Origin of the sequence: Virgibacillus salexigens, assembly GCF_000723585.1 — a bacterium.
GTDB lineage: Bacteria > Bacillota > Bacilli > Bacillales > Amphibacillaceae > Virgibacillus > Virgibacillus salexigens.
In genome coordinates, this window is record NZ_CCDP010000001.1 from 2,056,459 (window position 1) to 2,080,853 (window position 24,395).

At 36.7% G+C, this 24,395-nt stretch carries 24 protein-coding genes; 18 read left to right on the forward strand and 6 right to left on the reverse strand.

From position 1 onward, the window contains the following. Positions 1–11: 11 nt before the first annotated feature. The 8 genes from bcd (at position 12) to BN990_RS09690 (ending at position 8,606) form a co-directional block, all read left to right on the forward strand. Entirely contained in the window at positions 12–1,106 is a 1,095-nt protein-coding gene (bcd, locus tag BN990_RS09655) for a branched-chain amino acid dehydrogenase (protein ID WP_021291174.1), read from the forward strand. A gap of 23 nt (positions 1,107–1,129) precedes the next feature. Beyond that, entirely contained in the window at positions 1,130–2,236 is a 1,107-nt protein-coding gene (gene buk / locus BN990_RS09660; RefSeq protein ID WP_031335514.1) for a butyrate kinase, read from the forward strand. 3 nt (positions 2,237–2,239) lie between these two features. Then, the gene (lpdA, locus tag BN990_RS09665; RefSeq protein WP_021291176.1) at positions 2,240–3,661 is read left to right on the forward strand and encodes a dihydrolipoyl dehydrogenase; all 1,422 of its coding nucleotides are present in this window, start codon (positions 2,240–2,242) and stop codon (positions 3,659–3,661) included. A gap of 20 nt (positions 3,662–3,681) precedes the next feature. Beyond that, positions 3,682–4,674 (forward strand): thiamine pyrophosphate-dependent dehydrogenase E1 component subunit alpha, encoded by a 993-nt coding sequence (locus BN990_RS09670; RefSeq protein ID WP_021291177.1) that lies wholly within the window; start codon positions 3,682–3,684, stop codon positions 4,672–4,674. Between the two features lie 15 nt (positions 4,675–4,689). Continuing rightward, on the forward strand, positions 4,690–5,673 hold the full coding sequence (locus BN990_RS09675; RefSeq protein WP_038243824.1) for an alpha-ketoacid dehydrogenase subunit beta: 984 nt from the start codon (positions 4,690–4,692) through the stop codon (positions 5,671–5,673). 18 nt (positions 5,674–5,691) lie between these two features. Continuing rightward, positions 5,692–6,969, forward strand: a complete 1,278-nt coding sequence (locus BN990_RS09680; RefSeq protein ID WP_038243827.1) for a dihydrolipoamide acetyltransferase family protein — start codon at positions 5,692–5,694, stop codon at positions 6,967–6,969. A gap of 110 nt (positions 6,970–7,079) precedes the next feature. Then, positions 7,080–7,511, forward strand: a complete 432-nt coding sequence (locus BN990_RS09685; RefSeq protein WP_021291180.1) for a BrxA/BrxB family bacilliredoxin — start codon at positions 7,080–7,082, stop codon at positions 7,509–7,511. A 120-nt stretch (positions 7,512–7,631) separates the two neighbouring features. Then, positions 7,632–8,606 (forward strand): aromatic acid exporter family protein, encoded by a 975-nt coding sequence (locus tag BN990_RS09690; RefSeq protein WP_021291181.1) that lies wholly within the window; start codon positions 7,632–7,634, stop codon positions 8,604–8,606. Between the two features lie 76 nt (positions 8,607–8,682). On the opposite strand, the gene prli42 is transcribed toward BN990_RS09690, so the two are convergent. After that, complete coding sequence (gene prli42 / locus BN990_RS22230) at positions 8,683–8,790, reverse strand: stressosome-associated protein Prli42 (protein ID WP_021291182.1); 108 nt, start codon at positions 8,788–8,790, stop codon at positions 8,683–8,685. 143 nt (positions 8,791–8,933) lie between these two features. On the opposite strand from prli42, the gene mce reads away from it, so the two are divergent. The 4 genes from mce to BN990_RS09710 all read left to right on the forward strand — a co-directional run bounded on the left by mce (position 8,934) and on the right by BN990_RS09710 (position 13,386). Beyond that, entirely contained in the window at positions 8,934–9,374 is a 441-nt protein-coding gene (gene mce / locus BN990_RS09695; protein ID WP_021291183.1) for a methylmalonyl-CoA epimerase, read from the forward strand. Then, the gene (locus BN990_RS09700; protein WP_038243832.1) at positions 9,361–10,893 is read left to right on the forward strand and encodes an acyl-CoA carboxylase subunit beta; all 1,533 of its coding nucleotides are present in this window, start codon (positions 9,361–9,363) and stop codon (positions 10,891–10,893) included. Before mce ends, BN990_RS09700 begins: the two co-directional genes overlap by 14 nt. A gap of 28 nt (positions 10,894–10,921) precedes the next feature. Further along, entirely contained in the window at positions 10,922–12,046 is a 1,125-nt protein-coding gene (locus BN990_RS09705) for a M20/M25/M40 family metallo-hydrolase (protein WP_021291185.1), read from the forward strand. A gap of 98 nt (positions 12,047–12,144) precedes the next feature. After that, complete coding sequence (locus BN990_RS09710; protein WP_021291186.1) at positions 12,145–13,386, forward strand: DNA polymerase IV; 1,242 nt, start codon at positions 12,145–12,147, stop codon at positions 13,384–13,386. A 64-nt stretch (positions 13,387–13,450) separates the two neighbouring features. Here the strand turns inward: BN990_RS09710 and BN990_RS09715 are convergent, their stop codons facing one another. From BN990_RS09715 to BN990_RS09730, 4 genes are read right to left on the reverse strand one after another with little or no spacing between them, the layout of a single operon-like run. Next, positions 13,451–14,821: an aldehyde dehydrogenase gene (locus BN990_RS09715; RefSeq protein WP_021291187.1), complete on the reverse strand. Its 1,371-nt coding sequence runs from the start codon at positions 14,819–14,821 to the stop codon at positions 13,451–13,453. A 14-nt stretch (positions 14,822–14,835) separates the two neighbouring features. Next, positions 14,836–15,753, reverse strand: a complete 918-nt coding sequence (rnz, locus tag BN990_RS09720) for a ribonuclease Z (RefSeq protein WP_038243834.1) — start codon at positions 15,751–15,753, stop codon at positions 14,836–14,838. A 15-nt stretch (positions 15,754–15,768) separates the two neighbouring features. Next, positions 15,769–16,785, reverse strand: a complete 1,017-nt coding sequence (gene namA / locus BN990_RS09725) for an NADPH dehydrogenase NamA (RefSeq protein ID WP_038243837.1) — start codon at positions 16,783–16,785, stop codon at positions 15,769–15,771. 23 nt (positions 16,786–16,808) lie between these two features. After that, the gene (locus BN990_RS09730) at positions 16,809–17,543 is read right to left on the reverse strand and encodes a glycerophosphodiester phosphodiesterase (protein WP_021291190.1); all 735 of its coding nucleotides are present in this window, start codon (positions 17,541–17,543) and stop codon (positions 16,809–16,811) included. 100 nt (positions 17,544–17,643) lie between these two features. Between BN990_RS09730 and BN990_RS09735 the strand changes: the two genes are divergently transcribed. The 4 genes from BN990_RS09735 to BN990_RS09750 all read left to right on the forward strand — a co-directional run bounded on the left by BN990_RS09735 (position 17,644) and on the right by BN990_RS09750 (position 21,452). Further along, positions 17,644–19,266 carry a M20/M25/M40 family metallo-hydrolase gene (locus BN990_RS09735; protein WP_038243840.1) on the forward strand — a complete coding sequence of 541 codons (1,623 nt, stop codon included), beginning with the start codon at positions 17,644–17,646 and terminating at the stop codon, positions 19,264–19,266. Positions 19,267–19,352: 86 nt separating this feature from the next. Continuing rightward, positions 19,353–20,330, forward strand: a complete 978-nt coding sequence (locus tag BN990_RS09740) for an MBL fold metallo-hydrolase (protein WP_051739076.1) — start codon at positions 19,353–19,355, stop codon at positions 20,328–20,330. After that, a complete protein-coding gene (locus BN990_RS09745) occupies positions 20,308–21,102 on the forward strand; it encodes an SDR family NAD(P)-dependent oxidoreductase (protein WP_038243842.1) in 795 nt (264 codons plus the stop codon). The genes BN990_RS09740 and BN990_RS09745 overlap by 23 nt, the downstream gene beginning before the upstream one ends. A 20-nt stretch (positions 21,103–21,122) precedes the next feature. Then, on the forward strand, positions 21,123–21,452 hold the full coding sequence (locus BN990_RS09750; protein WP_038243844.1) for an iron-sulfur cluster biosynthesis family protein: 330 nt from the start codon (positions 21,123–21,125) through the stop codon (positions 21,450–21,452). 70 nt (positions 21,453–21,522) lie between these two features. Here the strand turns inward: BN990_RS09750 and BN990_RS09755 are convergent, their stop codons facing one another. After that, complete coding sequence (locus BN990_RS09755; RefSeq protein WP_038243848.1) at positions 21,523–22,440, reverse strand: aldo/keto reductase; 918 nt, start codon at positions 22,438–22,440, stop codon at positions 21,523–21,525. Between the two features lie 147 nt (positions 22,441–22,587). On the opposite strand from BN990_RS09755, the gene BN990_RS09760 reads away from it, so the two are divergent. Together BN990_RS09760 and BN990_RS09765 are read left to right on the forward strand one after the other, a co-directional pair. Further along, positions 22,588–23,133: an NUDIX hydrolase gene (locus tag BN990_RS09760; RefSeq protein WP_021291196.1), complete on the forward strand. Its 546-nt coding sequence runs from the start codon at positions 22,588–22,590 to the stop codon at positions 23,131–23,133. Then, positions 23,134–24,306, forward strand: a complete 1,173-nt coding sequence (locus BN990_RS09765) for an endonuclease Q family protein (protein WP_232620889.1) — start codon at positions 23,134–23,136, stop codon at positions 24,304–24,306. The last annotated feature ends 89 nt before the right edge of the window (positions 24,307–24,395 follow it).

Below are 24,395 nucleotides of genomic sequence, written 5' to 3' on the forward strand. Positions count from 1 at the left end.
AGGAATTAATAATGCAACTATTTAGTTATATGGAAGAGTATGATTATGAACAATTGGTTTTTTGTCAAGATAAGAATTCTGGATTAAAGGCGATTATCGCAATTCACGATACTACTCTAGGGCCTGCGCTAGGCGGGACAAGAATGTGGACATATAAAACGGAGGAAGAAGCAATTGAAGATGCTTTACGACTAGCTAAGGGTATGACCTATAAAAATGCTGCAGCTGGTTTAAACTTAGGCGGAGGAAAAACGGTCATTATCGGTGATCCCAAAAAAGATAAAAGTCCAGAAATGTTTCGGGCTTTCGGTAGATATATACAAGGTTTAAATGGTAGATATATTACTGCAGAAGATGTTGGAACAACTGTACATGATATGGATCTTATTCATATGGAAACGGACTTTGTTACAGGGATTTCTCCCGAATCAGGCTCTTCAGGTAATCCTTCACCAGTGACTGCTTACGGAGTTTATAAAGGGATGAAAGCTGCCGCTAAAGCAGCCTATGGAGATGATTCTTTAGAAGGTAAAACCGTTGCAGTACAAGGAATTGGAAACGTAGCCTATGCGCTATGTGAGTTTTTACATGAAGAAGGTGCCAAGTTAATTGTAACGGACATTAATAAAGATGCAGTTGAAAAGGCGGTAACTGCATTTGATGCACAAGCAGTTGAACCTGAGGATATCTATGATGTGGATTGTGATATATATGCTCCATGTGCTTTGGGAGCTACCATTAACGATGATACAATTCCGAGAATAAAGGCGAAGGTAATTGCCGGTTCTGCAAATAATCAATTGAAATCAACCAAACATGGTGACATTATTCACGAGAAAGGTATTGTGTATGCTCCAGATTACGTCATTAATTCCGGTGGTGTTATCAATGTAGCGGATGAATTACAAGGCTACAATCGGGATAGAGCGATGAAAAAAGTAGAAACGATTTACGACAGCTTACAAAAAGTATTCGAAATATCTAATCGGGATAATATTCCTACGTATGTAGCAGCGGATCGAATGGCTGAAGAGCGGATCGAATCCGAAAGAAATTCTAGAAGTCAGTTCCTACTTAATGGACATCATATTTTAAGCAGACGTTAAGGTACAACTAGATATTGGAGGTAATGTTATTGCAAGATCAATTTAGAAATCTAATCATTAATCCAGGCTCTACTTCAACCAAAATTGGTGTTTTTGATAATGATTCCTGTATTTTTGAGAAAACGATCCGACATCATCCAGATGATTTAGATCAATTTTCTACCATTATTGAACAATATGCGTATCGCAAGCGAATCATTTTGGAACAACTTGATTACGAAGGGATCAATATTTCAAAGCTAAGTGCAGTTTGTGGAAGAGGCGGATTGTTACAAGCAATTCAAGGCGGTACGTATCAAGTAAATGAACAGATGCTTTCTGACTTAAAAATCGGGTATAATGGGGAACATGCCTCAAATTTAGGTGGAATTATTGCGAATGAAATAGCTACTGGATTAAATATACCTGCATATATCGTTGATCCAGTCGTTGTTGATGAATTAGATGACATTGCTCGCTATTCAGGATTTGCCAAAATACCAAGAAAGAGTATTTTTCATGCGCTTAATCAAAAAGCAGTTGCTAGAAAAGTTGCTACAGACCTTCAACAAAAGTATGAACATATGAATTTAATTGTGGCACATATGGGTGGCGGAATTTCTGTTGGTGCACACAAACAAGGCAAAGTAATCGATGTAAATAACGGTTTACATGGAGAAGGCCCTTTTTCCCCAGAAAGAGCTGGAACTGTTCCGGCTGGGGATTTAATTGATTTATGTTTTTCTGGTGAATATTTTCGCGAAGAAATCATGAAAATGGTCGTGGGTCATGGTGGATTAATGGGGTATTTAGAAACGAGCGATGCCAGAGAAGTAGAAAAACGAATTGCTGCAGGCGATAATCGTGCAAAAGCAATTTATGAAGCGATGGCATATCAAATTGCTAAGGAAATAGGATCGGCTAGTGCAGTACTTTCAGGTAAAGTTGATGTTATTGTCCTAACTGGTGGGTTAGCCTATGGAAAAGAATTTACAGATATGATTATTAAACGAATTGATTGGATTGCAGATACGGTTGTTTATCCAGGTGAAGATGAATTAAAAGCCTTAAATGAAGGAGTATTGCGTATTTTGCGAGATGAAGAAGTTCCCAAAACATACCCTAATACGTTAATTGGCAAAGGAGTGTAAGAAATGGCTAAGGAATTTGATTTAGTAATACTTGGTGGGGGAACGGGTGGCTATGTTGCTGCTATTAGAGCATCGCAACTCGGTATGAGTGTAGCTATTGTAGAAAAAGCAGAACTAGGTGGTACATGTTTACATCGTGGCTGTATACCTTCGAAAGCATTATTACGAAGTGCTGAAGTATATAAACAAACAAAAAGCGCTAATGAATTCGGTATTGAAACGAAGGCGACTGCTGTTAATTTTAGCAAAGTACAAGAACGTAAGCATTCCATTATAACAAAGCTGCATCAAGGTGTACAAGGATTAATGAAAAAAGGAAAGATCGAGATATATCATGGTTTTGGTCGCATTTTAGGTCCTAGTATCTTTTCGCCTATGCCTGGTACAATTTCAATTGAATATTCAAACGGGGAGGAAAACACTATGCTTATCCCTAAGAATGTTCTTATAGCTACAGGTTCTTCTCCAAAAACATTACCTGGGTTGGAAATCGACCATGAATATATTATGACCTCCGACGATGCTTTAAAAATGACGGCATTACCTGAATCAATTATTATTGTCGGGGGCGGAGTTATTGGAATAGAATGGGCCTCCATGCTTGCCGACTTTGATGTTGATGTAACGGTAATTGAATACTTAGATCACATCCTTCCAACAGAAGATCTTGAAGTAGCCAAAGAAGTTGAAAAATTATTAAAGAAAAAAGGAATTTCATTTGTTAAAAATGCCAAAGTATTAGCAGATACAATTGAAAAAGAAAATGGAATTTCAGTGGAGGCAGAGGTAGATGGTGAAAATCAGCAATTTGCAGCTGATAAAATGCTCGTTTCAGTTGGAAGAAAACCAAACACCACTAATATTGGTATAGAAAATACAGATATAATTGTTGAAAACGGTTCGATTCAAACCAATAGCTATTATCAAACGAAGGAATCGCATATTTACGCAATCGGAGATGTAATTGGCGGCATGCAATTAGCACATGTGGCATCACATGAAGGAATTACTGCAGTTGAGCATATGGCTGATAAAAATCCAACGCCTATTGATTATAATCATGTCCCTTCATGTATTTATTCTAGTCCAGAAGCAGCTAGTGTTGGTCTTACAGAAAAACAGGCAATAGACCAAGGGTATGATGTTAAAATCGGAAAGTTTCCTTTTCAGGCAGTTGGTAAAGCGCTTGTCTATGGGGAGGCAGATGGGTTTGTGAAAATCATTGCAGACAAGCAAACAGATGATTTATTAGGTATACATATGGTTGGCCCTCATGTAACTGATATGATTTCTGAAGCAGGATTAGCGAAGGTGCTTGATGCAACCCCATGGGAAATAGCTGATTCTATCCATCCTCATCCAACATTGTCAGAAGTAATTGGAGAAGCAGCGTTAGCCGTTGATGGAAAACAAATACATGGATAATTTTAAAGGAGGGAATTTGCATGTCACAAAACCGTCATAAAGAATTAGGACTAACAGATGAACAGGTTCTTCATATGTATAAAATGATGTTATTGGCTAGAAAAATCGATGAAAGAATGTGGCTTCTCAATAGAGCAGGGAAGATACCGTTTGTGATTTCCTGTCAAGGCCAAGAAGCAGCGCAAATTGGCGCATCTTTTGCGTTAGATAGAGAACATGATTATGTTGCACCATACTACCGTGATATGGGTGTGGTACTTGCATTTGGTATGACTTCAAAAGAATTAATGCTTTCAGGTTTTGCAAAAGCGGAAGACCCAAATTCAGGTGGTCGTCAGATGCCAGGCCATTTTGGTCAAAAGAAAAATCGTATATTAACCGGCTCATCACCAGTTACAACGCAATTACCCCATGCTGTAGGTGTTGCATTAGCAGCAAAAATGAGAAAAGATCCAATTGTATCGCTCGTTACTTTGGGTGAGGGTTCCTCGAACCAAGGAGACTTCCATGAAGGGTTGAACTTTGCAGGAGTGCACAAACTCCCGGTGATCACAATGGTTGAAAACAACAAATACGCTATTTCTGTACCGATTGAGAAGCAAATTGCAAGTGAAACAGTTGCTGACCGTGCTCAAGGATACGGAATGCCGGGTTATACGGTTGATGGGAATGATCCGTTAGCCGTTTACGAAGCAGTAAAGAATGCTCGTGAACGAGCGATTAATGGAGAAGGTCCAACATTAATTGAGGCTGTGTCTTATCGATTAACAGCTCACTCTAGTGATGATGATGATCGGACATATCGGGAAAGTAAAGAAGTAGATGAAGCGAAGAAGAAAGATTCACTGATTACGTTTGCTAAATACTTACAAGATGAGAATATATTATCCGAAGACGTTGAAAAACAAGTAAATGACGAAATTGCTAAAGAAGTAAATGAGGCTACTGATTATGCTGAAAATGCAGCCTATGCACAGCCTGAGGATGCCTTAAGATATGTATATGAAGAGTAAGGAGGGAGAATTGTCATGCCAGTAATGTCTTATATTCAGGCAGTAACCGCTGCTTTAAGAGAAGAGATGCAACGGGATGAAAATGTTTTTGTATTAGGAGAAGATGTAGGTAAAAAAGGAGGCGTATTCCGTGCTACTGATGGCTTGTTTGATGAGTTTGGAGAGGCGAGAGTATTAGATACGCCCCTTGCCGAATCTGCCATTGCAGGGGTAGGAATTGGTGCGGCAATGTATGGATTACGCCCAGTAGCAGAAATGCAATTTGCAGATTTTATTATGCCTGCCGTCAACCAGATTATTTCTGAAGCTGCGAAAATACGTTATCGCTCGAACAATGACTGGAATGTACCAATGACGATCCGTGCACCATACGGTGGCGGTGTTCATGGGGCGCTGTACCATTCTCAATCCGTCGAAGCTGTTTTTGCGAATCAACCAGGATTGAAAATCGTAATGCCTTCTACTCCCTATGATGTTAAAGGTTTATTAAAGGCGTCAATTCGTGATAATGATCCCGTTTTATTTTTTGAACATAAACGTGCTTATCGTTTATTGAAGGGAGAAGTTCCTGAAGAAGATTATGTATTACCGATTGGTAAGGCAGATATAAAAAGGGAAGGTTCCGATATTACAATTATTACGTATGGCTTATGTGTTCACTTTGCTCTACAGGCAGCAGAAAAATTAGCTGAGGAAGGGATTGACGCACATATTTTAGACTTACGCACAGTGTATCCACTAGATAAGGAAGCAATTATTGACGCTGCAACGAAAACGGGTAAAGTGCTATTAGTCACGGAAGATAATAAAGAAGGAAGTATTATTGGTGAAGTAGCAGCAATTATTGCAGAGAATTGTTTGTTTGATCTTGATGCACCAGTGCAACGATTAGCAGGTCCCGAAATTCCTTCCATGCCATATGCACCAACCATGGAAAAATATTTTATGATTAACCCTGATAAAGTTGAAAAAGCAATGAAAGAACTAGCGGAATTTTAATACAAGGAGGGCTGTTATATGGCTGCTGAAAAAATTAACATGCCACAATTAGGTGAAAGTGTTACAGAAGGTACGATTAGCTCATGGCTCGTTCGTGTTGGAGATAAGATCAATAAATACGATCCTATTGCAGAAGTAATGACTGATAAGGTAAATGCTGAGGTACCATCATCATTTACTGGAACAATTAAAGAGCTAGTAGCTCAAGAAGGCGATACGATTCAAGTTGGAGATTTAATGTGTTACATCGAGACAGAAGAAAGTAATACAGCAAAGACTTCAAAAGAAACACATCAAGAGAGGGAATCAAAATTAGAAGACGTCCAAGAGGACACTGTAAAGGATCAATCCATGAAAAAACGTTATTCACCAGCGGTATTACGACTCGCTCAAGAGAATGATATTGATTTAGAACAAGTAGAAGGTTCAGGTAAGCATGGAAGAATTACCAGAAAGGACCTTGAAAAGATCATCGAATCAGGTACGAAACCGACGAAAGAAAAAACGACTACCATGGAATCATCTCCATCGGAAGAAAATAAAAAAACAGATACAACAACTGCTGCATCCAAGCAATCGGGACCTACGTCGCAACCTGGAGATGTTGAAATTCCCGTTACAGGCGTTCGTAAAGCAATTGCTCAGAATATGGTACGTTCTAAACAAGAAATTCCACATGCCTGGATGACTGTTGAAGTAGATGTAACGGATCTTGTTACTTACAGGAATCAAATCAAGGATTCATTTAAACAAAAGGAAGGGTACGGGCTTACGTTCTTTGCTTTCTTTGTAAAAGCTGTTGCTCAAGCTTTAAAAGAGTTTCCACAACTAAATAGTACGTGGGCAGAAGATAAAATCATTCAACGTAAAGATATCAACCTTTCGATTGCTGTAGCTAAGGATCAAGAATTATTTGTACCAGTTATTCATCATGCGGATGATAAAAGTATAAAAGGAATTGCTAAGCAAATTCATGAATTAGCTATGAAGGCTAGATCAGGAAAGCTAACAGGTGATGATATGAAAGGAGGGACGTTTACTGTAAATAATACAGGATCCTTTGGTTCGATCCATTCGATGGGGGTAATTAATCATCCGCAGGCAGCGATTTTGCAGGTAGAATCGATTGTAAAACGTCCTATGATTGTCAATGATATGTTTGCAGCTCGTGATATGGTAAACCTTTCACTATCGCTTGACCATCGTATATTGGATGGATTAGTATGTGGTCAGTTCCTTGCACGTGTGAAGGAGCTCTTAGAAAATATGAATGAAAATACAATAAACATCTATTAGTATTTCATTATTAATGCTATCTCACATAAATGTATATCATTGAAATATAGGCAGGATGCTGGTATCCTATCTATAGGTGAGAGAACATTAAAATAAGGGGTTTGATTTGAATGGATTTTAATATATTTATGAATGATGTTGTAGATGCTGCGCGTAAGGATATTAGAGAGGCTGGTTATCAGGAATTAACAACTCCTGAAGATGTAGATCAAGCACTAGCTCAGGACGGCACGACGTTAGTTATGGTAAATTCTGTTTGTGGTTGTGCTGGTGGGATTGCCAGACCTGCGGCTGCAAACGCCATTCACTATGATAAACGCCCGGATCAACTTGTAACTGTATTTGCGGGACAAGATAAAGAGGCAACTGAAAAAGCAAGACAATATTTTGAAGGATATCCGCCATCGTCACCATCTTTCGCTTTCTTAAAAGATGGTAAAATCGTTACAATGCTAGAACGTCATGATATTGAAGGGCATAATGCGATGGATGTAATCGGCAAGCTTCAAGCTATTTTTGATCAACATTGTAAAGAAGTATAAATCTGGGTAATTCGTATATGGGGCTGTCTCTATGTTATCGTAGGTCAGCCTTATTTTTTCGAAGTTTTAGCTTTCAACTTATTTTTAAGGATAATTGAGCAGCATAAAGGAGAATAGAGCGTGAAGATAGGTTATCGAACAATCAAAACTGCGATAGGCACACCTATTGCGATTTGGATTGCTCAATTATTGGGACTATCAAATTTTGTTTCAGCAGGTATTTTAACCATATTATGTATCCAGCCATCAAGAAAACAATCGTTTCTCAGTGCTTGGAATCGCTTTTTAGCATGCATCATTGCTAGTATGTTATCTATTGTATTCTTTCATTATATTGGGTACCATCCTGCGGTTGTTGGGGTCTTACTAATGGTATTCATTCCAGTAACGGTATTCTTAAATATTACCCAAGGTATTGCAACAAGCTCTGTCATCATTCTAAACTTATACAGCGCTCAATATTTAGATTATGCCTTTTTAGTAGATCAATTTTTACTCATTGTAATAGGGATAGGAACAGGTTTACTATTAAATATATATATGCCAAGCTTAGATAATAAATTAAAGGCAAAACAAAAAGAGTTAGAGCAAAATTTTCAAGTTGTACTGTATGAGATTGCTCTATACGTACGTAATCGAAATATTGTTTGGGATGGTAAAGAAATTACAAAGATCGGGCAGTTATTGGAAGAAGCAGCAGATTTAGTTGAGCGGGATAAAGAAAATCATCTATTAAGGAATAAGCATCCATATCGTGATTACTTCCGAATGCGGTCTAGGCAATACGAATTACTACAACGGATGCTACCCCTTGTAACAAAATTACCAAAAAAAGATTCCATTACTGAAAAGATAGCAGCATTTTTTGAAGGGCTGTCAGAAGCTGTTCACCCAGGAAATACAGCTGTTATTTACTTAGAAGAGTTAGAACAGCTAAAAAAAGAATTTGATAATGAGGATCTTCCTTGTTCACGAGAAGAATTTGAAACAAGGGCGAATTTATTTAGATTATTACATGATATAGAAGATTATCTACTTTTAAAAAAGAGATATAAAGAAAGTGATATAAATATAAGAAAAAAATTAACAAAATAAAAAGACTGGACTTTTACGTAAAGTCTAGTCTTTTTTTATGCTACGTTTTCATATACATCACATTGCAATTAATTATTTAAATAAACATAGCTAAACCAGCAGTTAATGTAGATAGGAGCATCGCAATTATCATAATGTAGACAATTAATTTTGTTGTACGTTCTCGTTTTGACTTTTTTGCCATACAAAAGTCCCCCTTTATTACCGTATCCTATATCCACATTTTACAGTGAAATCGAAAATTGGACAAGTACTAGCCTTAATTGTTGTTCTGTGCCTAGTCCGACAAAAATAGGATGTAACTATAAACCGATTAGGGGGAAAAACATGAAAGATTTTACACATTCAACAACAAATGAATTGTCTCATATAGGAATAGCGGTAAAGGATTTAGATCTAGCTCTTTCTTTTTACGTCGATCGCTTAGGTTTACATATTATTACTACAGAAACGATTTTAACAGAGGGTGTGAAAATTGTACTCCTTCAACATGGAACAATGCAAATTGAATTGTTGCATGCCTTAAATGAAAGCTCTCCAATTTATACTTATATTGAAAAATATGGGGAAGGGATTCATCATATTGCATTTACTGTAAACGATATTTCCTCACAATTAACTTCTCTGCATCAACAGGGCATTCAGTTAATTGATGACCACCCTCGATTTGGAGCTCGTAATACAAAGGTTGCTTTTATCCATCCAGCGTCTTCAAACGGTGTACTTGTAGAGCTTTGTGAAAAGGGTGAAGCTAATGGATATGTATGATAAAATTACAGAACTTTATGAAAAGAGACGTCATCTAGAATTAGGCGGAGGTGAAAAAAGAATTGCTACTCAACATCAAAAAGGGAAACAAACAGCTAGAGAGCGTATTCGTGAATTAGTCGATACGGATACATTTGTAGAACTAAATCCTTTTATGATGCAACGTTCCCCTAACAAAGAAGCAAATGGAGAAGGTGTTGTAACTGGTTATGGTAAAATAAAGGGGATACCAGTTTATTTATTTTCGCAAGATTTTACTGTATACGGTGGAGCGCTTGGTGAAATGCATGGTAAGAAAATTGCAAATGCGATGGATTTAGCAGCGAAAAACGGTATGCCATTTATTGGGTTAATTGATTCAGGTGGAGCACGTATTCACGAAGGAGTATCTGCATTAGATGGATACGGGCAAGTATTCTATCGGAATGTCCTATACTCTGGTGTGATACCACAAATATCTGTAATTCTAGGTCCAAGTGCTGGTGGGGCCGTTTATTCTCCTGCAATTACTGATTTTATTATTATGGTAGAGGAAACATCACAAATGTTTATTACCGGTCCAAAGATTATTGAGACTGTAACAGGCGAACAAATCTCTGTTGAAGCATTGGGTGGAGCAGCCATTCATAATTCCCAAAGCGGCAATGCCCATTTCCAAGCAAAAACGGAAATAGATGCTTTGAAGTTAGTTAAACAGCTTTTACAATACCTCCCATCGAATTGTAAAGAAAAGCCGCAAGAAACTGCAAATGATTATGAAAAGAAAAGAGAAAATGATTTAATAGATATAGTGCCCGTTAACAGTAGAATTCCTTATAATGTAAAGGACGTGCTCCATCATATTATTGACAAGGATAGCTTGTTGGAAGTGCAACCCTATTTTGCTAAAAATATAGTTATCGGGTTTGCGCGACTAAATGGTAAGTCAGTTGGACTAGTATGTAATCAACCGAAGTATTTGGCAGGAGGTCTAGACATACATTCAAGTGATAAAGCTGCTCGATTTATCCGTTTTTGTGATGCTTTTCAAATCCCTTTGTTAACATTGGAAGATGTAACAGGTTTTATCCCTGGAGTAAAACAAGAACATTCAGGAATAATTCGACACGGTGCAAAAATACTTTATGCTTATGCTGAAGCTACCGTGCCCAAAATAACAGTCATATTAAGGAAAGCATATGGTGGAGCGTATGTGGCATTAAATAGTAAATCAATTGGGGCAGATATTGTTTATGCTTGGCCGAATGCTGAAATAGCTGTGATGGGAGCAGAAGGTGCGATCAATGTCTTATTTGCAGAAGAGTTAGCTAAGAGTGAGAACCCTGATCAATTGAAACAGGAAAAAATGCATACATACCAAGAACGTTTCACCAATCCATATGAAGCTGCAAGTTTAGGGATGATTGATGATATTATTGATCCGCGTGAGACAAGGAGCAAGTTAATTGAAGCACTTGATATGTTAGCAAATAAACAAGAAAATCGCCCGTTTAAAAAACATGGTAATATCCCATTATGAGAACGAACTAGAATTTAGGAGGATTAAAATGGTACAAATTAATGAACAAAGACTCGTAGATGAATTCTTTGAGTTAGTTAAAGTGGATTCAGAAACAGGAAATGAATCAGAAATTGCAAAATTACTGAAGCAGAAGTTTTCTGAACTAGGGCTTGAAGTGATAGAAGATGACAGTAAAGCGATAACCGGTCATGGCGCTGGAAACTTGATTTGTAATTGGCAAGGAAATAAAGAAGGTGTTGAGCCAATTTATTTCACTTCTCATATGGATACTGTCGTACCGGGACAATCGATTAAACCGATGATAAAAGATGGCTATATTCAATCTGATGGCACTACTATTTTAGGTTCAGATGATAAAGCTGGGTTGGCGGCAATCTTGGAAACAATTCGAACTGTGAAGGAGAATAATCTGGAACATGGAGATATTCAGTTTATTATCACTGCTGGTGAAGAATCCGGTTTAGTGGGAGCTAAAGCTTTAGAAGCTTCTATGTTAAATGCGAAATATGGCTATGCTTTAGATAGTAACGGAGATGTTGGAGATATTATTGTTGCTGCACCTACGCAAGCGAAAGTGCATGCAATCATTAAAGGAAAAACAGCTCACGCCGGTGTAGCTCCAGAAAAAGGAGTATCAGCAATTACCTTAGCAGCAAAGGCAATTGCTAAAATGCCGTTAGGAAGAATTGATGAAGAAACGACTGCGAACATTGGACGTTTTGAAGGAGGAAAGCAAACAAATATTGTTGTGGATCATGTGGAGATTTTGGCGGAAGCTCGATCTTTAGTACCAGAAAAGATGGAAATGCAAGTTGCTAAAATGAAAGAAGCATTTGAAACCACTGCACAAGAACTTGGTGGATCTGCAGAAGTTGAAATCAAAGTGATGTATCCAGGTTTTAAACAACAAGCTGGAGATAAGGTCGTTGAAGTAGCTAGTAGTGCTGCCAAAACCATAGGTAGAGAAAGTAAGTTATTACAAAGCGGTGGAGGTAGTGACGCAAATGTTATTTCTGGCCATGGCATACCTACGGTTAATTTAGCTGTGGGTTATGAAGAGATCCATACAACGAATGAGCGAATTAAAGTAGAAGATTTAGTGAAGGTTACGGAATTAGTAACTGCGATTATTCAGGAATCAGCTAAATAGGATTCATGAAACCCTTTAAGCATAGTGCTTAGAGGGTTTTTATCTGTTTGTATGTTATAATAAATACGAAGCTATCTAGTTTATAAAGGGGTATAATTATGAAAGACCGTGTTAGTAGGCGAAGAGTCATCTTTCATATTGATATGAACTGTTTCTATGCTTCGGTTGAAATGGCCTATAATCCAGAACTGAAAGGGAAGCCACTAGCAATTGCTGGTAATCCCGAAGAAAGAAGAGGTATTGTCGTAACCAGTAGTTATGAGGCAAGATCGAAGGGTGTAAAAACAACAATGAACCTCTGGGAAGCAAAAAAACGATGCCCTGAGTTAATTGTTATGCGTCCCAATTTTGATAGATATCGTGCAGCTTCAAGAGAAATATTTAAGATGCTATCGGATATTACTCCATTTGTTCAACCTGTTTCGATCGATGAAGGCTATATGGATATTACCGAAAGTGGAGGAGACCCAATTAAAACAGCTGTCCAACTGCAAGAGAGGATACTGCAAGAGCTTGATTTGCCATGCAGTATTGGGATTGCACCGAATAAATTTTTAGCTAAAATGGCTTCAGATATGAAAAAACCACAGGGAATAACGATCCTAAGAAAGCGAGAAATTTCTTCAAAACTATGGCCCTTACCTATTCATGAGATGTATGGCGTAGGAGAGAAAACGGCAACAAAGTTGAAAGGTATTGACATAAATACAATTGGTGATTTAGCAAGGAAAGATGTATATTCATTAAAACAGGTGCTAGGGATCAATGGAGAACGGTTACGGAATAAAGCAAACGGTATTGATACTAGCCCTGTAGACCCTGATGCTGTCTATGAATTTAAGAGTATCGGCAATTCCAAGACGCTTCCATTTGATACGACGGATGAGAGAGAACTGCATTCACTTATCCAACAACTTAGTGAAAATGTAGAAAAACGGATGAAACGAAAACAAGCAGTAGGCAGAAGTGTTCAGTTAATGATCCGTTTCCATGATCGAAAAACGATTACGCGCAGCAAAAAACTAGGAGACTATATTGAAACAAAAGAGGATATTATGATGGTAGCCCATGAATTATTACAAAAGCATTGGAACTTGGAGCCGATTCGGTTATTGGGGATTACTGTTCAAGATGTTGAAGAAAAGCATTCCATCATCCAACAGTTGGATTTATTCACTTATGAAAAAGAAGCCAGTAAAGAAAAACTGTATGAAACAATTGATGAGCTAACTGAAAAATACGGAAAGAATACATTCGTTTCATGGGATTCCCAAACGATAGACGATCAAAAACCAACGACAAGCTTTCAAAAGGATTTTTTAGATGACTTTAGAAAATAATGAGACGCAAGGTCATATGCCATGCGTCTCATTTGTTTAGAAAAGCCTCTTTTGCTTTATGTCATTACTTCATTATTTTATTTATAATTGTTTCTGATAATTTACTACCAGGGTATCGGAATGGAAAATCAAATTTAGTTGTTTGTTTCATAATACTTTTCTTATGAGAAAATGTATCAAAACTATATTTGCCATGATAGGCTCCCATACCACTAGAGCCAACACCACCAAACGGGAGATGTGGATTTGCTAAATGATAAAGGGTATCATTAATGCTACCGCCGCCAAAAGAGAGGTATTGCATTATTTGCTGCTGCGTATTGTCGTTTTCTCCAAAGTAATATAATGCAAGTGGTTTTTCTTTGGATCTAATCATACTAACTGCATCTTCAATATCTTTGAATGTCAATACGGGAAGAATAGGCCCGAAGATTTCCTCTTGCATTACAGGATCTTCCCAAGTGATCTTATCAAGAATCGTTGGTTCTATTTTTAAGGACATACGATCAGATTCACCACCATGCAAAGCTGATCCATTCGATAAGAAATTAGATAATCGGTCGAAATGTTTTTCATTAATAATTCGAATATAATCTTTATTAATTAGTGGATTCTTACCATAAAAACTTCTTATATATTTTTTCATCGCTTTTAATAATTTAAATTTAACCTTCTCATGCACATATAAGTAATCAGGGGCTACACAAGTTTGACCTGCATTGGTATATTTTCCCCAGACGATTCGTTTTGCAGCTAGATTGATATTTGCATCTTTATCTACTATTGCTGGGCTTTTCCCGCCAAGTTCAAGTGTTACTGGTGTTAAATGTTTACTTGCTTCATGCATAATGATTTTTCCAGTTTCCGTACTTCCTGTAAAGAATATGTTATCAAATCGTTCTTGTAAAAGTGCTTGTGACGTTTCCTTCGCACCTTCAACAACGGTTATGAAAGAAGGATCAAACGTATTTTCAATTAGTTTCTTTAATAATGAAGAAGTCGCAGGTGCATCTTCAGACGGTTTAATAACTACACAATTTCCGGCTGCTAAAGCACCAATCGCTGGTGCAAGAGCTAATTGTAAAGGATAATTCCATGGGGCAATAATCAGACATACACCATAGGGTTCTTTCAAAATCAAATTTTTAGTACCTTTATGTGTGATAGGGGCAGAAACCTTTGTAGGCTCCATCCAATCACGTAAGTGTTTCATTGTGTAATCTATTTCGGTTAATAAAAAACCAAGTTCCGTCGTTAATGTTTCATGTTTCGATTTATTTAGATCTGATCGCAGAGCTTGATATACTGCTGCTTCATTTTCCTTTAACATTTGCTTAAGTTTTTGTAATTGTTCTTTTCGAATTGTATAATCCATTGTATTCCCATTTAAGAAAAATGCGCGCTGATTAGAAATAATAGATGATACTTGTGTCATTGGAAAGCCCTCCTTTATTTAATTGTAAAAGTAGAAAAATCATGTGCTAAATCAGTTTGCGGGAAGATGGCTTGGGCTTCCTGTAAAAGTTGCTCATTTTCTTCCTTTTGATAGCGTGATGAAATATGAGTGAGAATCAAATGTTTGCAATTACTTTCTTTTGCAAGCCTTGCAGCTTGTGAAGTAGTAGAATGGAAATATTGTTCTGCAAGTGCTTCTTTATCCTCTCTAAAGGTAGATTCATGAACAAGGACATCTGCATTTTTTGCAAAGGAAGTAAAGCGTGATGATAGCCTCGTATCACCTAAGATAGTTATAATCCTTCCTTTTTTATTTTCTCCTATAACGTCTTTTCTGTAAATCCGTTTCCCGTTTGAAGTTTCAACAAACGCTTTTTCCTTAATTTCTTGATAAATTGGACCGGGTTCTATTCCCATTTCTTTTAATTTATGAACGAGTAATTCTCCAGGTTTATCATTTTCCACGATTCGAAAACCGAAGCTAGGAATGACATGATCTAATTCCTCTATATAAACCGTAATTTCTTCGTCTTTGATAATAGAACCATGACTTATTTCCATAACCGTTAAAGGATAAGTAAGATGTGTACCACTTATATTTAGACTTGTTTCTATAAAAGACTTCAATCCTTGTGGGCCGTAAATTGTTAGAGGAGTATCTCCGCCTTGGAAGGATCGACTACTTAAGAGTCCAGGGAGACCATAAATATGATCTCCATGCAGATGACTGATAAAAATCTTCGTAATTTTTCTAGGCTTGATTGATGTATAAAGAATTTGGTGTTGGGTCGCTTCACCACAATCAAATAACCAAATACAATTCTGTTCTTGTAATAATTTCAGTGCAATCGCTGATACATTCCGTTCTTTGGAGGGAACACCAGCCCCTGTCCCAAGAAAAACTAACTCCATTGCCAAACCTCCAAATCATTTCCATGCTCTTACATATTGCTTGGGTGGATCAATATTATCACCTAATTGATCAGCTGCTTCTTTTGCCCAATAGGGATTTCTTAATAAAGCTCTTCCAATAAAAACAAGATCTGCACGGTCATTTTGTAGTATTTCTTCTGCTTGAATTCCAGTTGTAATTAAACCGACTGCACCGGTGTATATTCCTATTTGCTGTTTAATCCGTTCACAGCGTGTTAATTGATATCCTGGAAAAGTTTTTATTTTTGCTGGAACAACACCACCTGAACTACAATCTATTAATTCAACACCATCTTGCTTTAATTGTTCTGTAAAATAAAGGATCTCATCCAAGGTATTTCCTTTTGAATGGTACTCATCTGTAGAAATTCTTACAAAAATCGGTCCTTGCCACACGGTTTTTATGGAAGAAATGATTTCTTTTAAAAATCGATATCGATTTTTAACGCTCCCGCCATATTCATCATTTCGTTGATTGGTTAACGGAGATAAAAATTGATTAATTAAATATCCATGTGCACCATGAATTTCAATAATATCAAAATCTGCCTCAGAAGCTCGTCTTGCTGCCTGTTTAAACGCATCAATTGTTTGATAAATTGCTTTAAGGCTCATTTCAATTGGCTGTTGGTAATTTTCATTAAAGGCAATGTTTGATGGTGCAAAAATGGATGTTGGCAGTTCTGCTTTTCTACCAGCATGTGCCAGCTGAATAGCTGTTTTTGTACCATAACTATGTAAAGTAGCGTTAAGGTCTTTTAACCCTTTGATATGGTGGTCATCCCAAATCCCTAAATCGTAAGGGGAAATTCGTCCTTCTTTTTGGACTGCTGAAGCTTCTAACATGATTAAGCCTACTTGGCCGATAGCACGAGACGTATAATGTGTAATGTGAAAAGGTGTGATTTTTCCATCTTCAGCAGTACAAGAGTACATACACATTGGTGACATGACAATACGATTCTTAAGTGTAACATGTTTAACGTCTATAGGTTCTAATAAAAGCGACATATGGTGTAGTAACCTCCTAGTTATTATTCTTTAATTATTTTCTTACAATGGATTGCTTGATCAGGAACATCTGTAATAATACCATTAACACTCGTCTCTAAAGATCTTATTATTCTTGCTGGCTTGTTCACCGTATATACGCGCAGTTTCATATTCCTTCGGTGGCTCTCTTCAACGAGTCGTTTGTTTAAAAGTCGATATTTAATATGGATCGCATTTGCTCCCATCTCTTCAGCAAAAGAGACAAGGCGCTTGTATTTTTTAGAAGTTAAAAAAGCAACACCGATCGTGTCTTTTTTGTTTCTAAGTCTCCGAATGCTGTTTGGATTAAACGTTGAAATTGTGGTACGATTTAGTAACTGATGGTATGCAATGGCATCATAGACAATGGATTCAATATGCTTATAGTCTATTTTATAATTTTTTAACTCAATATTTAAATATAACGGCTTCGCTTTAATCCAATTTAGAAAGTCATCTAATGATGGAATCGTTATATGTTCAAATTCGTTCGAGTACCATCTTCCTGCGTCCAACTGTTTTAATTGTTCATAGGTAAAGTCTTTTACGTAACCTACTGTACCCGTCGTTCGTTTAAGCTGTTCATCATGGAATAAGACAGGAATATTATCTTTTGTAAGTTGAACATCTGTTTCAATGCCGTCTGCGTTCATGTTACAGGCTAACTTAAAAGCAGGCATTGTATTTTCAGGTGCATATTTACTTGCTCCACGATGTGCGAATATTTTGGTATTCATACGGTTCACCTCTTATAAATTGTGTTGGATGATTGATAAAAAGTCAATTTATCTTTCTTTATGGTGTTACCAATATTAAAGAATAGGTGGAGGGATTGTAGTGAAAAATTGGCAGACGAAAGAAGAGCTAACCGATTTATTATGTTCGCTTGTGAACTATCAAAGCATTACAGGGTCAAACGCAGAGATTGCTTTAGCGGAATATATGTATCATCTTTTCGAGCAAAAGCCATATTTTCAAGCTAATCCTTCAGATTTGAATTTACATCCGCTTAACGATGGCAGAAGATTACTTACGGCATTTGTTAGAAGCAAGATTAATACAGATAAAACAATTATATTATTAAGTCATTTTGATGTGGTAGAAGTCAATGATTATGGTTCCTTACAAAACCTTGCCTTTCATCCGAAGGAACTTACAAAAGAGATGTTGAAAATCAAAGACAAGCTTTCGGAAACCATACAGCAAGATTTAAATAATGGAGATTGGTTATTCGGTCGAGGGACGATGGATATGAAAGCAGGACTTAGTCTACATTTATCCATGCTTGAAAAAGCAATGCATGGTGAGTTTGAAGGGAATCTATTATTGCTTACGGTACCTGATGAAGAAGTCAACTCGAAAGGGATGTTAACGGCACTGCCTGTTTTGCAGGAAATAAAAGAAAAAGAGCAATTAACGTATCTTGCTTGCTTAAATGGAGAGCCAATGTTTAGTAAGTACCCTGGAGATTCCGCTTACTATGTATATACTGGCTCTATCGGTAAAATATTACCCGGGTTTTATTGTTATGGAAAAGAATCACATGTAAGTGAACCATTTTCTGGAATTAATCCAAATCTAATGATTAGTTTCTTATCTCAACAACTAGAATTAAATGAAGCATTTATTGAAAAAATAGGCGAGGAAATAACACCTCCTCCAATAAGCTTAATGCAACGAGACTTAAAAGAGAATTATTCCGTACAAACTCCACAAGCTGCGATCGCGATGTACAACATTTTATATCTTAAACAATCCCTTCATGAGATTAATTCGAAGCTGCTTCATGGTGCAATGGTTGCTGCAAGTCAAATTGAGAGTTATGTACTTGAAAAAGCAGATTACTTCTCCGAAATTGCAACTGATTTAAAGATGCCACCAGTAACCGTAAATGTCATGATGTATGAAGAATTATATCAGGAAGCGGTTAAACGTAATGGAAAAGATGAAGTCGTTCGCAGACAGAATTTGTTAGTAAGTCAGCGCAATCAAGGGGATCGTGATTTCTCTACTCTACTTGTTCAGGATTTAGCGTCCATGTGTAAAGATTTAGCACCCATGATTATTTTATTTTATAGTCCTCCATTTTATCCAGCGGTTACTTCAGATAATGACCCGTATATACGTGGGGTAATGCAACATATCAAGGACTACACAGAGAAAAACTTTCAAGTTGCCTTAACTGTTTCCGAGTTTTTCACAGGCTTATCTGACCTTAGTTTTATTGGACCACCTTCAACAACCAGTCAAATGAAGCATTTAACATTAAATATGCCATTACAAAATAATGGTTTTAATTTGCCAGAAGATGTGATGCAGCAACTGACCATGCCAATTTTAAATATCGGACCTTTAGGTAGGGATCCTCATCAATGGACGGAACGTTTAGAATTGACATATAGCTTTGAATATTTGCCGAAAATCCTAACACAGGCTATCCATCATCTGTATCATACGTAATGCTTTCATTGTAAATGAATCGACAATTAAATATAAAAGGGGTAAAATAACAGAAAATGAATGATCATTCAGTGGAGGAATTTTAGATGAAAGTAATCGATAAAACAATAAGTCAGATAACATTACCAACCCCTTTTGCAGTTGGAGATGTTCATGTATATATTTTAGAAGGGGAACTTCTATCTTTGATTGACGCAGGTGTAAAAACGAAGGAAGCATGGGAAGCCTTTCAAATACAATTAAAAGAAATAGGCTATGGTCCAAATGATATCGAGCAAATTATTTTGACACACCATCATCCAGATCATATTGGCTTAATTGAACAATTTCCACGAGTTCAACATATTATCGCTCATCACCAGGTAAATAGGTGGATTACACGTGATACTGCTTATTTTAAACATTATCGTCAATTCTTTAAGCAGTATTTTACATTATCAGGCGTACCAGAAGATTTATTAGCTGGGTTGGAACTACAGGAAAGTACATTGGCTTTTATTGGAGAAGGAGAATTAACGAATACGATAGATGATGGTGATATACTACCTGGACACCAAGAATGGACCGTCATTGAAACTAAAGGACATGCCCAAAGTCACCTGTCTTTTTTACGACAACAAGATCAGATATTATTAGGAGGGGATCATTTATTGAAGCATATCTCGTCCAACCCACTAATGGAGCCTCAAGAAGTTGGCCAATCTATCGATCAACGCCCTAAGCCGATGCTTCAGTATAGAAGAAACTTAGAAAAGTGTATGGAACTTGGAATCGAAAATGTGCTCCCAGGACATGGCAAAGTCGTTCGGCATCCTATCTCCTTAATACAGGAACGATTAAAGAAACACGAGGAAAGGGCAGAAAAAGTATACCATCTGTTAGATAATGGTGAAAAAACACCATACCAAGTGTGTATGGAACTATTTCCAAAACAATTTCAAAGTCAGATTGATTTAACAATGTCCGTCACATTTGGACAATTAGACTATTTAGAGGATCAAGCTCGTATTTATAAGACAGTAAAGGATGGGCATTTGGTTTATGCAAAAACAGTTAACTGGTAAGAAAATCATTATTACAGGTGCATCTAGCGGTATCGGAGAAAAATTGGTTTGGCGTATTGCTGAAGCTGGGGGCACGCCGCTAATGATAGCACGATCTATCAGTAAGTTGACTGCTATCAAGAAGCGTATCTGGGAACACTATCAAATAGAAAGTTATGTATACGAAGCTGACTTGCTTGTAAAAAAGGATAGGGAAGCAGTTATCGAATTTATCCTCATTGAACATGAACAAATACATGGATTAATAAATAATGCAGGTATCGGTAAGTTTGCGCATTTTTTAGAAATGTGTCAGCAAGAAATGGATAATATGTTTGAATTAAACGTTCATGCATTAATTCAAATGTCAAAGCGGTTTCTAGCTCATTTTGACTCTTTTAATGAAGGACATATCGTTAATATCGCATCACAAGCTGGAAAAATAGCTACGCCTAAAGCAGCTATATATAGTTCGACAAAGCATGCAGTCATTGGTTTTTCAAATGGACTGCGGCTTGAATTAAAAAAAACCAATGTGTTTGTTACTGTGGTTAATCTTGGTCCAGTGCAAACAGACTTCTTTCAAACAGCTGATCCGAATGGAACATATCAAGAAAATGTATCACAGTACATGCTAAATCCAGATAAAGTAGCTATAAAAATAGTAAACCATTTATTTGAATCGAAACGTGAAATTAATTTACCATTGTGGATGGAAATAGGAAGCAGGTTATACCAATTATTTCCAGTTGCTTTTGAACGAATTTTACAGAAACAATTTACCAAAAAGTGAATTCACTGGAGTGTTGAAGCATGAAACTAACAATTTCAAAGGAAGCATATGATTTGCTGGAACCCCTATTAAGCTCAGAAGCTCCGTATTTATTATTATGGTATGATACGGAAGGATGTGGATGCGGGGTGAATGGAGTGCCAATTATTCGATTAACAGATCAAATTAAATCAACGTATCAAGCAGTGAATAATCATTATTTCCAAATATATATTGAGAAACAACAAACTACTTTCTTTGCAGAGCAAATGTCGTTACAAGTGGTAAATAATAACATGTTACGCCTTTCAAGTCCGGAAGGTATATTAAATCCATTTATTGGTATGCAGCAAATTCAATATACAAAATAAGCGATGGCAACTGTTCTCATAAGTGCAACAGTTGCCATTTTTATAACAAACTAGATATGCTTTTTATTTTTTATCGATGTGTCTGATAAGTAATCGGTCTTGACAGATGTTGCAATGCAGAATAAATTTCATCTGGTAATTCGGAATGGAAATCGCCATCAATTGTTTCTTTTAATTGGTTTACCGAACTAGCTCCAAAGACTGCACTAGCTACAGCAGGATGTTTTAATACATATTTAAGTGATAATTCATTTCGATTCGTGGTAGGATTCCACTCATTTAGCTGCTCGCTGATTTGTAGTAATGCTTCTCTGGAATAACCCAAATAGCCATCCTTCCCTTTCTTTTCTATTTGTTGATTCGCATGGTTACTTAACATTCCTTTTGCTAATGGGCCTCTAGCTAGCACACTGATAGAGTGTTCATAGAGAAAATCTAGTATTTTCTCCTCCGGCCTGCGATCAAATAGATTGTATTGCATCATTACCCCGTCGATCGAGGAACGCCCCACATATTCACGAATGACATTTGGTCGTATGGAAGAAATACCGTAAGCACGTATTGTCCCCTCTTGCTTTAGTAATTCGAATGCTTCAATTGTTTCATCGATAGGATCATCTATAGTACCACCATGTAGCATATAAAAATCTATATAATCAGTATTTAATCGTTGCAGACTTTCTTTAACACCTTGAATGATATGTTCTTTAGATGGATCCCAAAACCAGTCACCAGTCTGCTTATTAAAATGATTTCCTACTTTAGAAGTTAAAACAATTTCTTTTCGTTTCCCGTTAATTGCTTTTCCAACAATTTCTTCATTTATTCCAAAATCATATAAATCTGCCGTATCTAGATGATTAATTCCTTGATCCAACGCAAAATCAATGATGTTCTTAGCTTCCTTGAAATCTGTTCCTAATGACATACATCCAAGGGTAAGCTGGGATACTTCAATTCCTGAATTTCCAAGCTTATTTTTGTTCAATTGTTACAACCCCCAATTGCGAATATTGTACTTCTAATTCTATTGTAAATGGATATGGAACGATAAAGCAAAACAATCGATTGAAGTGTAAATGGAAGAAAATATGCTAAAATAGAATGAAAGTAAAATGTTTAAGGGTGATAATTAATGCGAAATTTTGAAGAGAAGACAACAAATACACAAGTTATTTATAATGGGAAGGTTGTTCATTTACAAGTAGATGACGTGCTTCTTCCTGATGGAAAAACTGCTAAACGAGAGATTGTAAATCATCCTGGAGCTGTAGCAGTAATTCCAATAACAGCTGATAATAAAATCATTTTTGTTGAACAGTACCGCAAACCATTAGAAAAATCGTTACTGGAAATTCCTGCTGGTAAACTAGAGCCAGGGGAAGATCCAGAAGTGACGGCTATTCGGGAGTTAGAAGAAGAGACAGGATACACAACGAATGAATTATCATTTGTTACATCCTTTTACACGTCTCCTGGTTTTGCAAACGAAATAATGTATATCTATATTTCTGATCAATTGGAGGTAGTAGATCAACCATTAGCAGGGGATGAAGATGAATTCATTAAGATACATGCGTTAACATTAGAAGAGGCAAAAAAGTATGTGGAAGCAGAGCGAATTCACGATGCGAAGACGAACTATGCTATTCTCTATTTACATGCATTGGGGATGAAATAAGTGTTATCTACGTATTTTGCTGATATGCACATTCATATTGGTAGGGATATATATAATCAACCAGTTAAAATAACGGCGTCAAAAAATTTAACCATTCAAGCTATACTAGAAGAATCCAGTCGTAATAAAGGTATTCACTTAATAGGTGTGATTGATTGTCAATCACCAGCAGTGCAGCAGGAAATTACTCAGCTTATAGAAACAAACAAAGCTATGGAATTAGAAGACGGAGGTATTCGTTTTGAATCCGTTACATTAATTCTAGGTTCTGAAATTGAAATATATGATGAGCACTGTCATGGTCCAATTCATGTTTTATGTTATCTTCCAACGTTAGCCCAGATGCAGGCTTTTTCCGAGTGGTTATGTAAACGAATGAAAAATATAACTTTAAGTTCCCAACGGTATTATGGTTCTGGTATAGAATTACAAAGAAAAGTAAAGGAACTTGGTGGGGTGTTTATTCCAGCCCATGTATTTACACCATTTAAAAGTTTATACGGAAAAGGTGTTTACAATACATTAAAGGAAGTATTCGACCCACGTTTTATCGATGGGATCGAGTTGGGGCTTAGTTCGGATTCCCAAATGGCTGATCAAATTCAGGAACTGCACGACTTTACTTACTTATCTAATTCAGATAGTCATTCTTTAAGTAAAATCGCAAGAGAATATCAAGAAATATCCATGGAATTCCCATCTTTTCGAGAATTTTACCTAGCGCTGCATCGTTTAAAAGGGAGACAAGTTACAAGGAATTATGGTATGAATCCCCGGCTTGGCAAGTACCATACAACAGTATGCAGTACTTGTTTTAATAAAGTAACAAGTAAAAGCACTACATGTCCGTTTTGTGGTGATACCAAGATTATTAAAGGAGTTGTAAATCGTATTGATGAACTAAAAGATATAAAAAATTCATACGATTCTAGGAAAAATAGACCTCCTTATGTATATCAAGTTCCGTTAGAATATCTTCCAAAACTAGGAAAGAAAACGTATGAGAAACTATTGAGAAATTTTGGGACGGAAATGAATGTCATTCACCATGCACCATTAGAAGAGCTGAAAAAAGTTATCCCAGAACAAGTTGCCAGCAGTATTGTTGAGATGCGAAATGGAAAACAACGTATTGAGACAGGTGGGGGAGGAAGATATGGGTTTATCAAATAATTAAGTTTTCGATAGATTCATATGGAAAATTTGGTATTTTTAAATGGAATTCTTCATAGTTTTTACTATAGCAGTATATCGAATGGAGG

Coding starts and splice junctions, on each gene's coding strand:
- BN990_RS09705 (WP_021291185.1), top strand. CDS start 10,922: ATGGTACAAATTAATGAACAAAGACTCGTAGATGAATTCTTTGAGTTA.
- BN990_RS09700 (WP_038243832.1), top strand. CDS start 9,361: ATGGATATGTATGATAAAATTACAGAACTTTATGAAAAGAGACGTCAT.
- mce (WP_021291183.1), top strand. CDS start 8,934: ATGAAAGATTTTACACATTCAACAACAAATGAATTGTCTCATATAGGA.
- BN990_RS09730 (WP_021291190.1), bottom strand. CDS start 17,543: ATGAATACCAAAATATTCGCACATCGTGGAGCAAGTAAATATGCACCT.
- BN990_RS09760 (WP_021291196.1), top strand. CDS start 22,588: ATGCGAAATTTTGAAGAGAAGACAACAAATACACAAGTTATTTATAAT.
- BN990_RS09680 (WP_038243827.1), top strand. CDS start 5,692: ATGGCTGCTGAAAAAATTAACATGCCACAATTAGGTGAAAGTGTTACA.
- BN990_RS09740 (WP_051739076.1), top strand. CDS start 19,353: ATGAAAGTAATCGATAAAACAATAAGTCAGATAACATTACCAACCCCT.
- namA (WP_038243837.1), bottom strand. CDS start 16,785: ATGTCGCTTTTATTAGAACCTATAGACGTTAAACATGTTACACTTAAG.
- BN990_RS09750 (WP_038243844.1), top strand. CDS start 21,123: ATGAAACTAACAATTTCAAAGGAAGCATATGATTTGCTGGAACCCCTA.
- lpdA (WP_021291176.1), top strand. CDS start 2,240: ATGGCTAAGGAATTTGATTTAGTAATACTTGGTGGGGGAACGGGTGGC.
- BN990_RS09670 (WP_021291177.1), top strand. CDS start 3,682: ATGTCACAAAACCGTCATAAAGAATTAGGACTAACAGATGAACAGGTT.
- BN990_RS09715 (WP_021291187.1), bottom strand. CDS start 14,821: ATGACACAAGTATCATCTATTATTTCTAATCAGCGCGCATTTTTCTTA.
- BN990_RS09710 (WP_021291186.1), top strand. CDS start 12,145: ATGAAAGACCGTGTTAGTAGGCGAAGAGTCATCTTTCATATTGATATG.
- prli42 (WP_021291182.1), bottom strand. CDS start 8,790: ATGGCAAAAAAGTCAAAACGAGAACGTACAACAAAATTAATTGTCTAC.
- BN990_RS09675 (WP_038243824.1), top strand. CDS start 4,690: ATGCCAGTAATGTCTTATATTCAGGCAGTAACCGCTGCTTTAAGAGAA.
- rnz (WP_038243834.1), bottom strand. CDS start 15,753: ATGGAGTTAGTTTTTCTTGGGACAGGGGCTGGTGTTCCCTCCAAAGAA.
- buk (WP_031335514.1), top strand. CDS start 1,130: ATGTTATTGCAAGATCAATTTAGAAATCTAATCATTAATCCAGGCTCT.
- BN990_RS09745 (WP_038243842.1), top strand. CDS start 20,308: ATGCAAAAACAGTTAACTGGTAAGAAAATCATTATTACAGGTGCATCT.
- bcd (WP_021291174.1), top strand. CDS start 12: ATGCAACTATTTAGTTATATGGAAGAGTATGATTATGAACAATTGGTT.
- BN990_RS09685 (WP_021291180.1), top strand. CDS start 7,080: ATGGATTTTAATATATTTATGAATGATGTTGTAGATGCTGCGCGTAAG.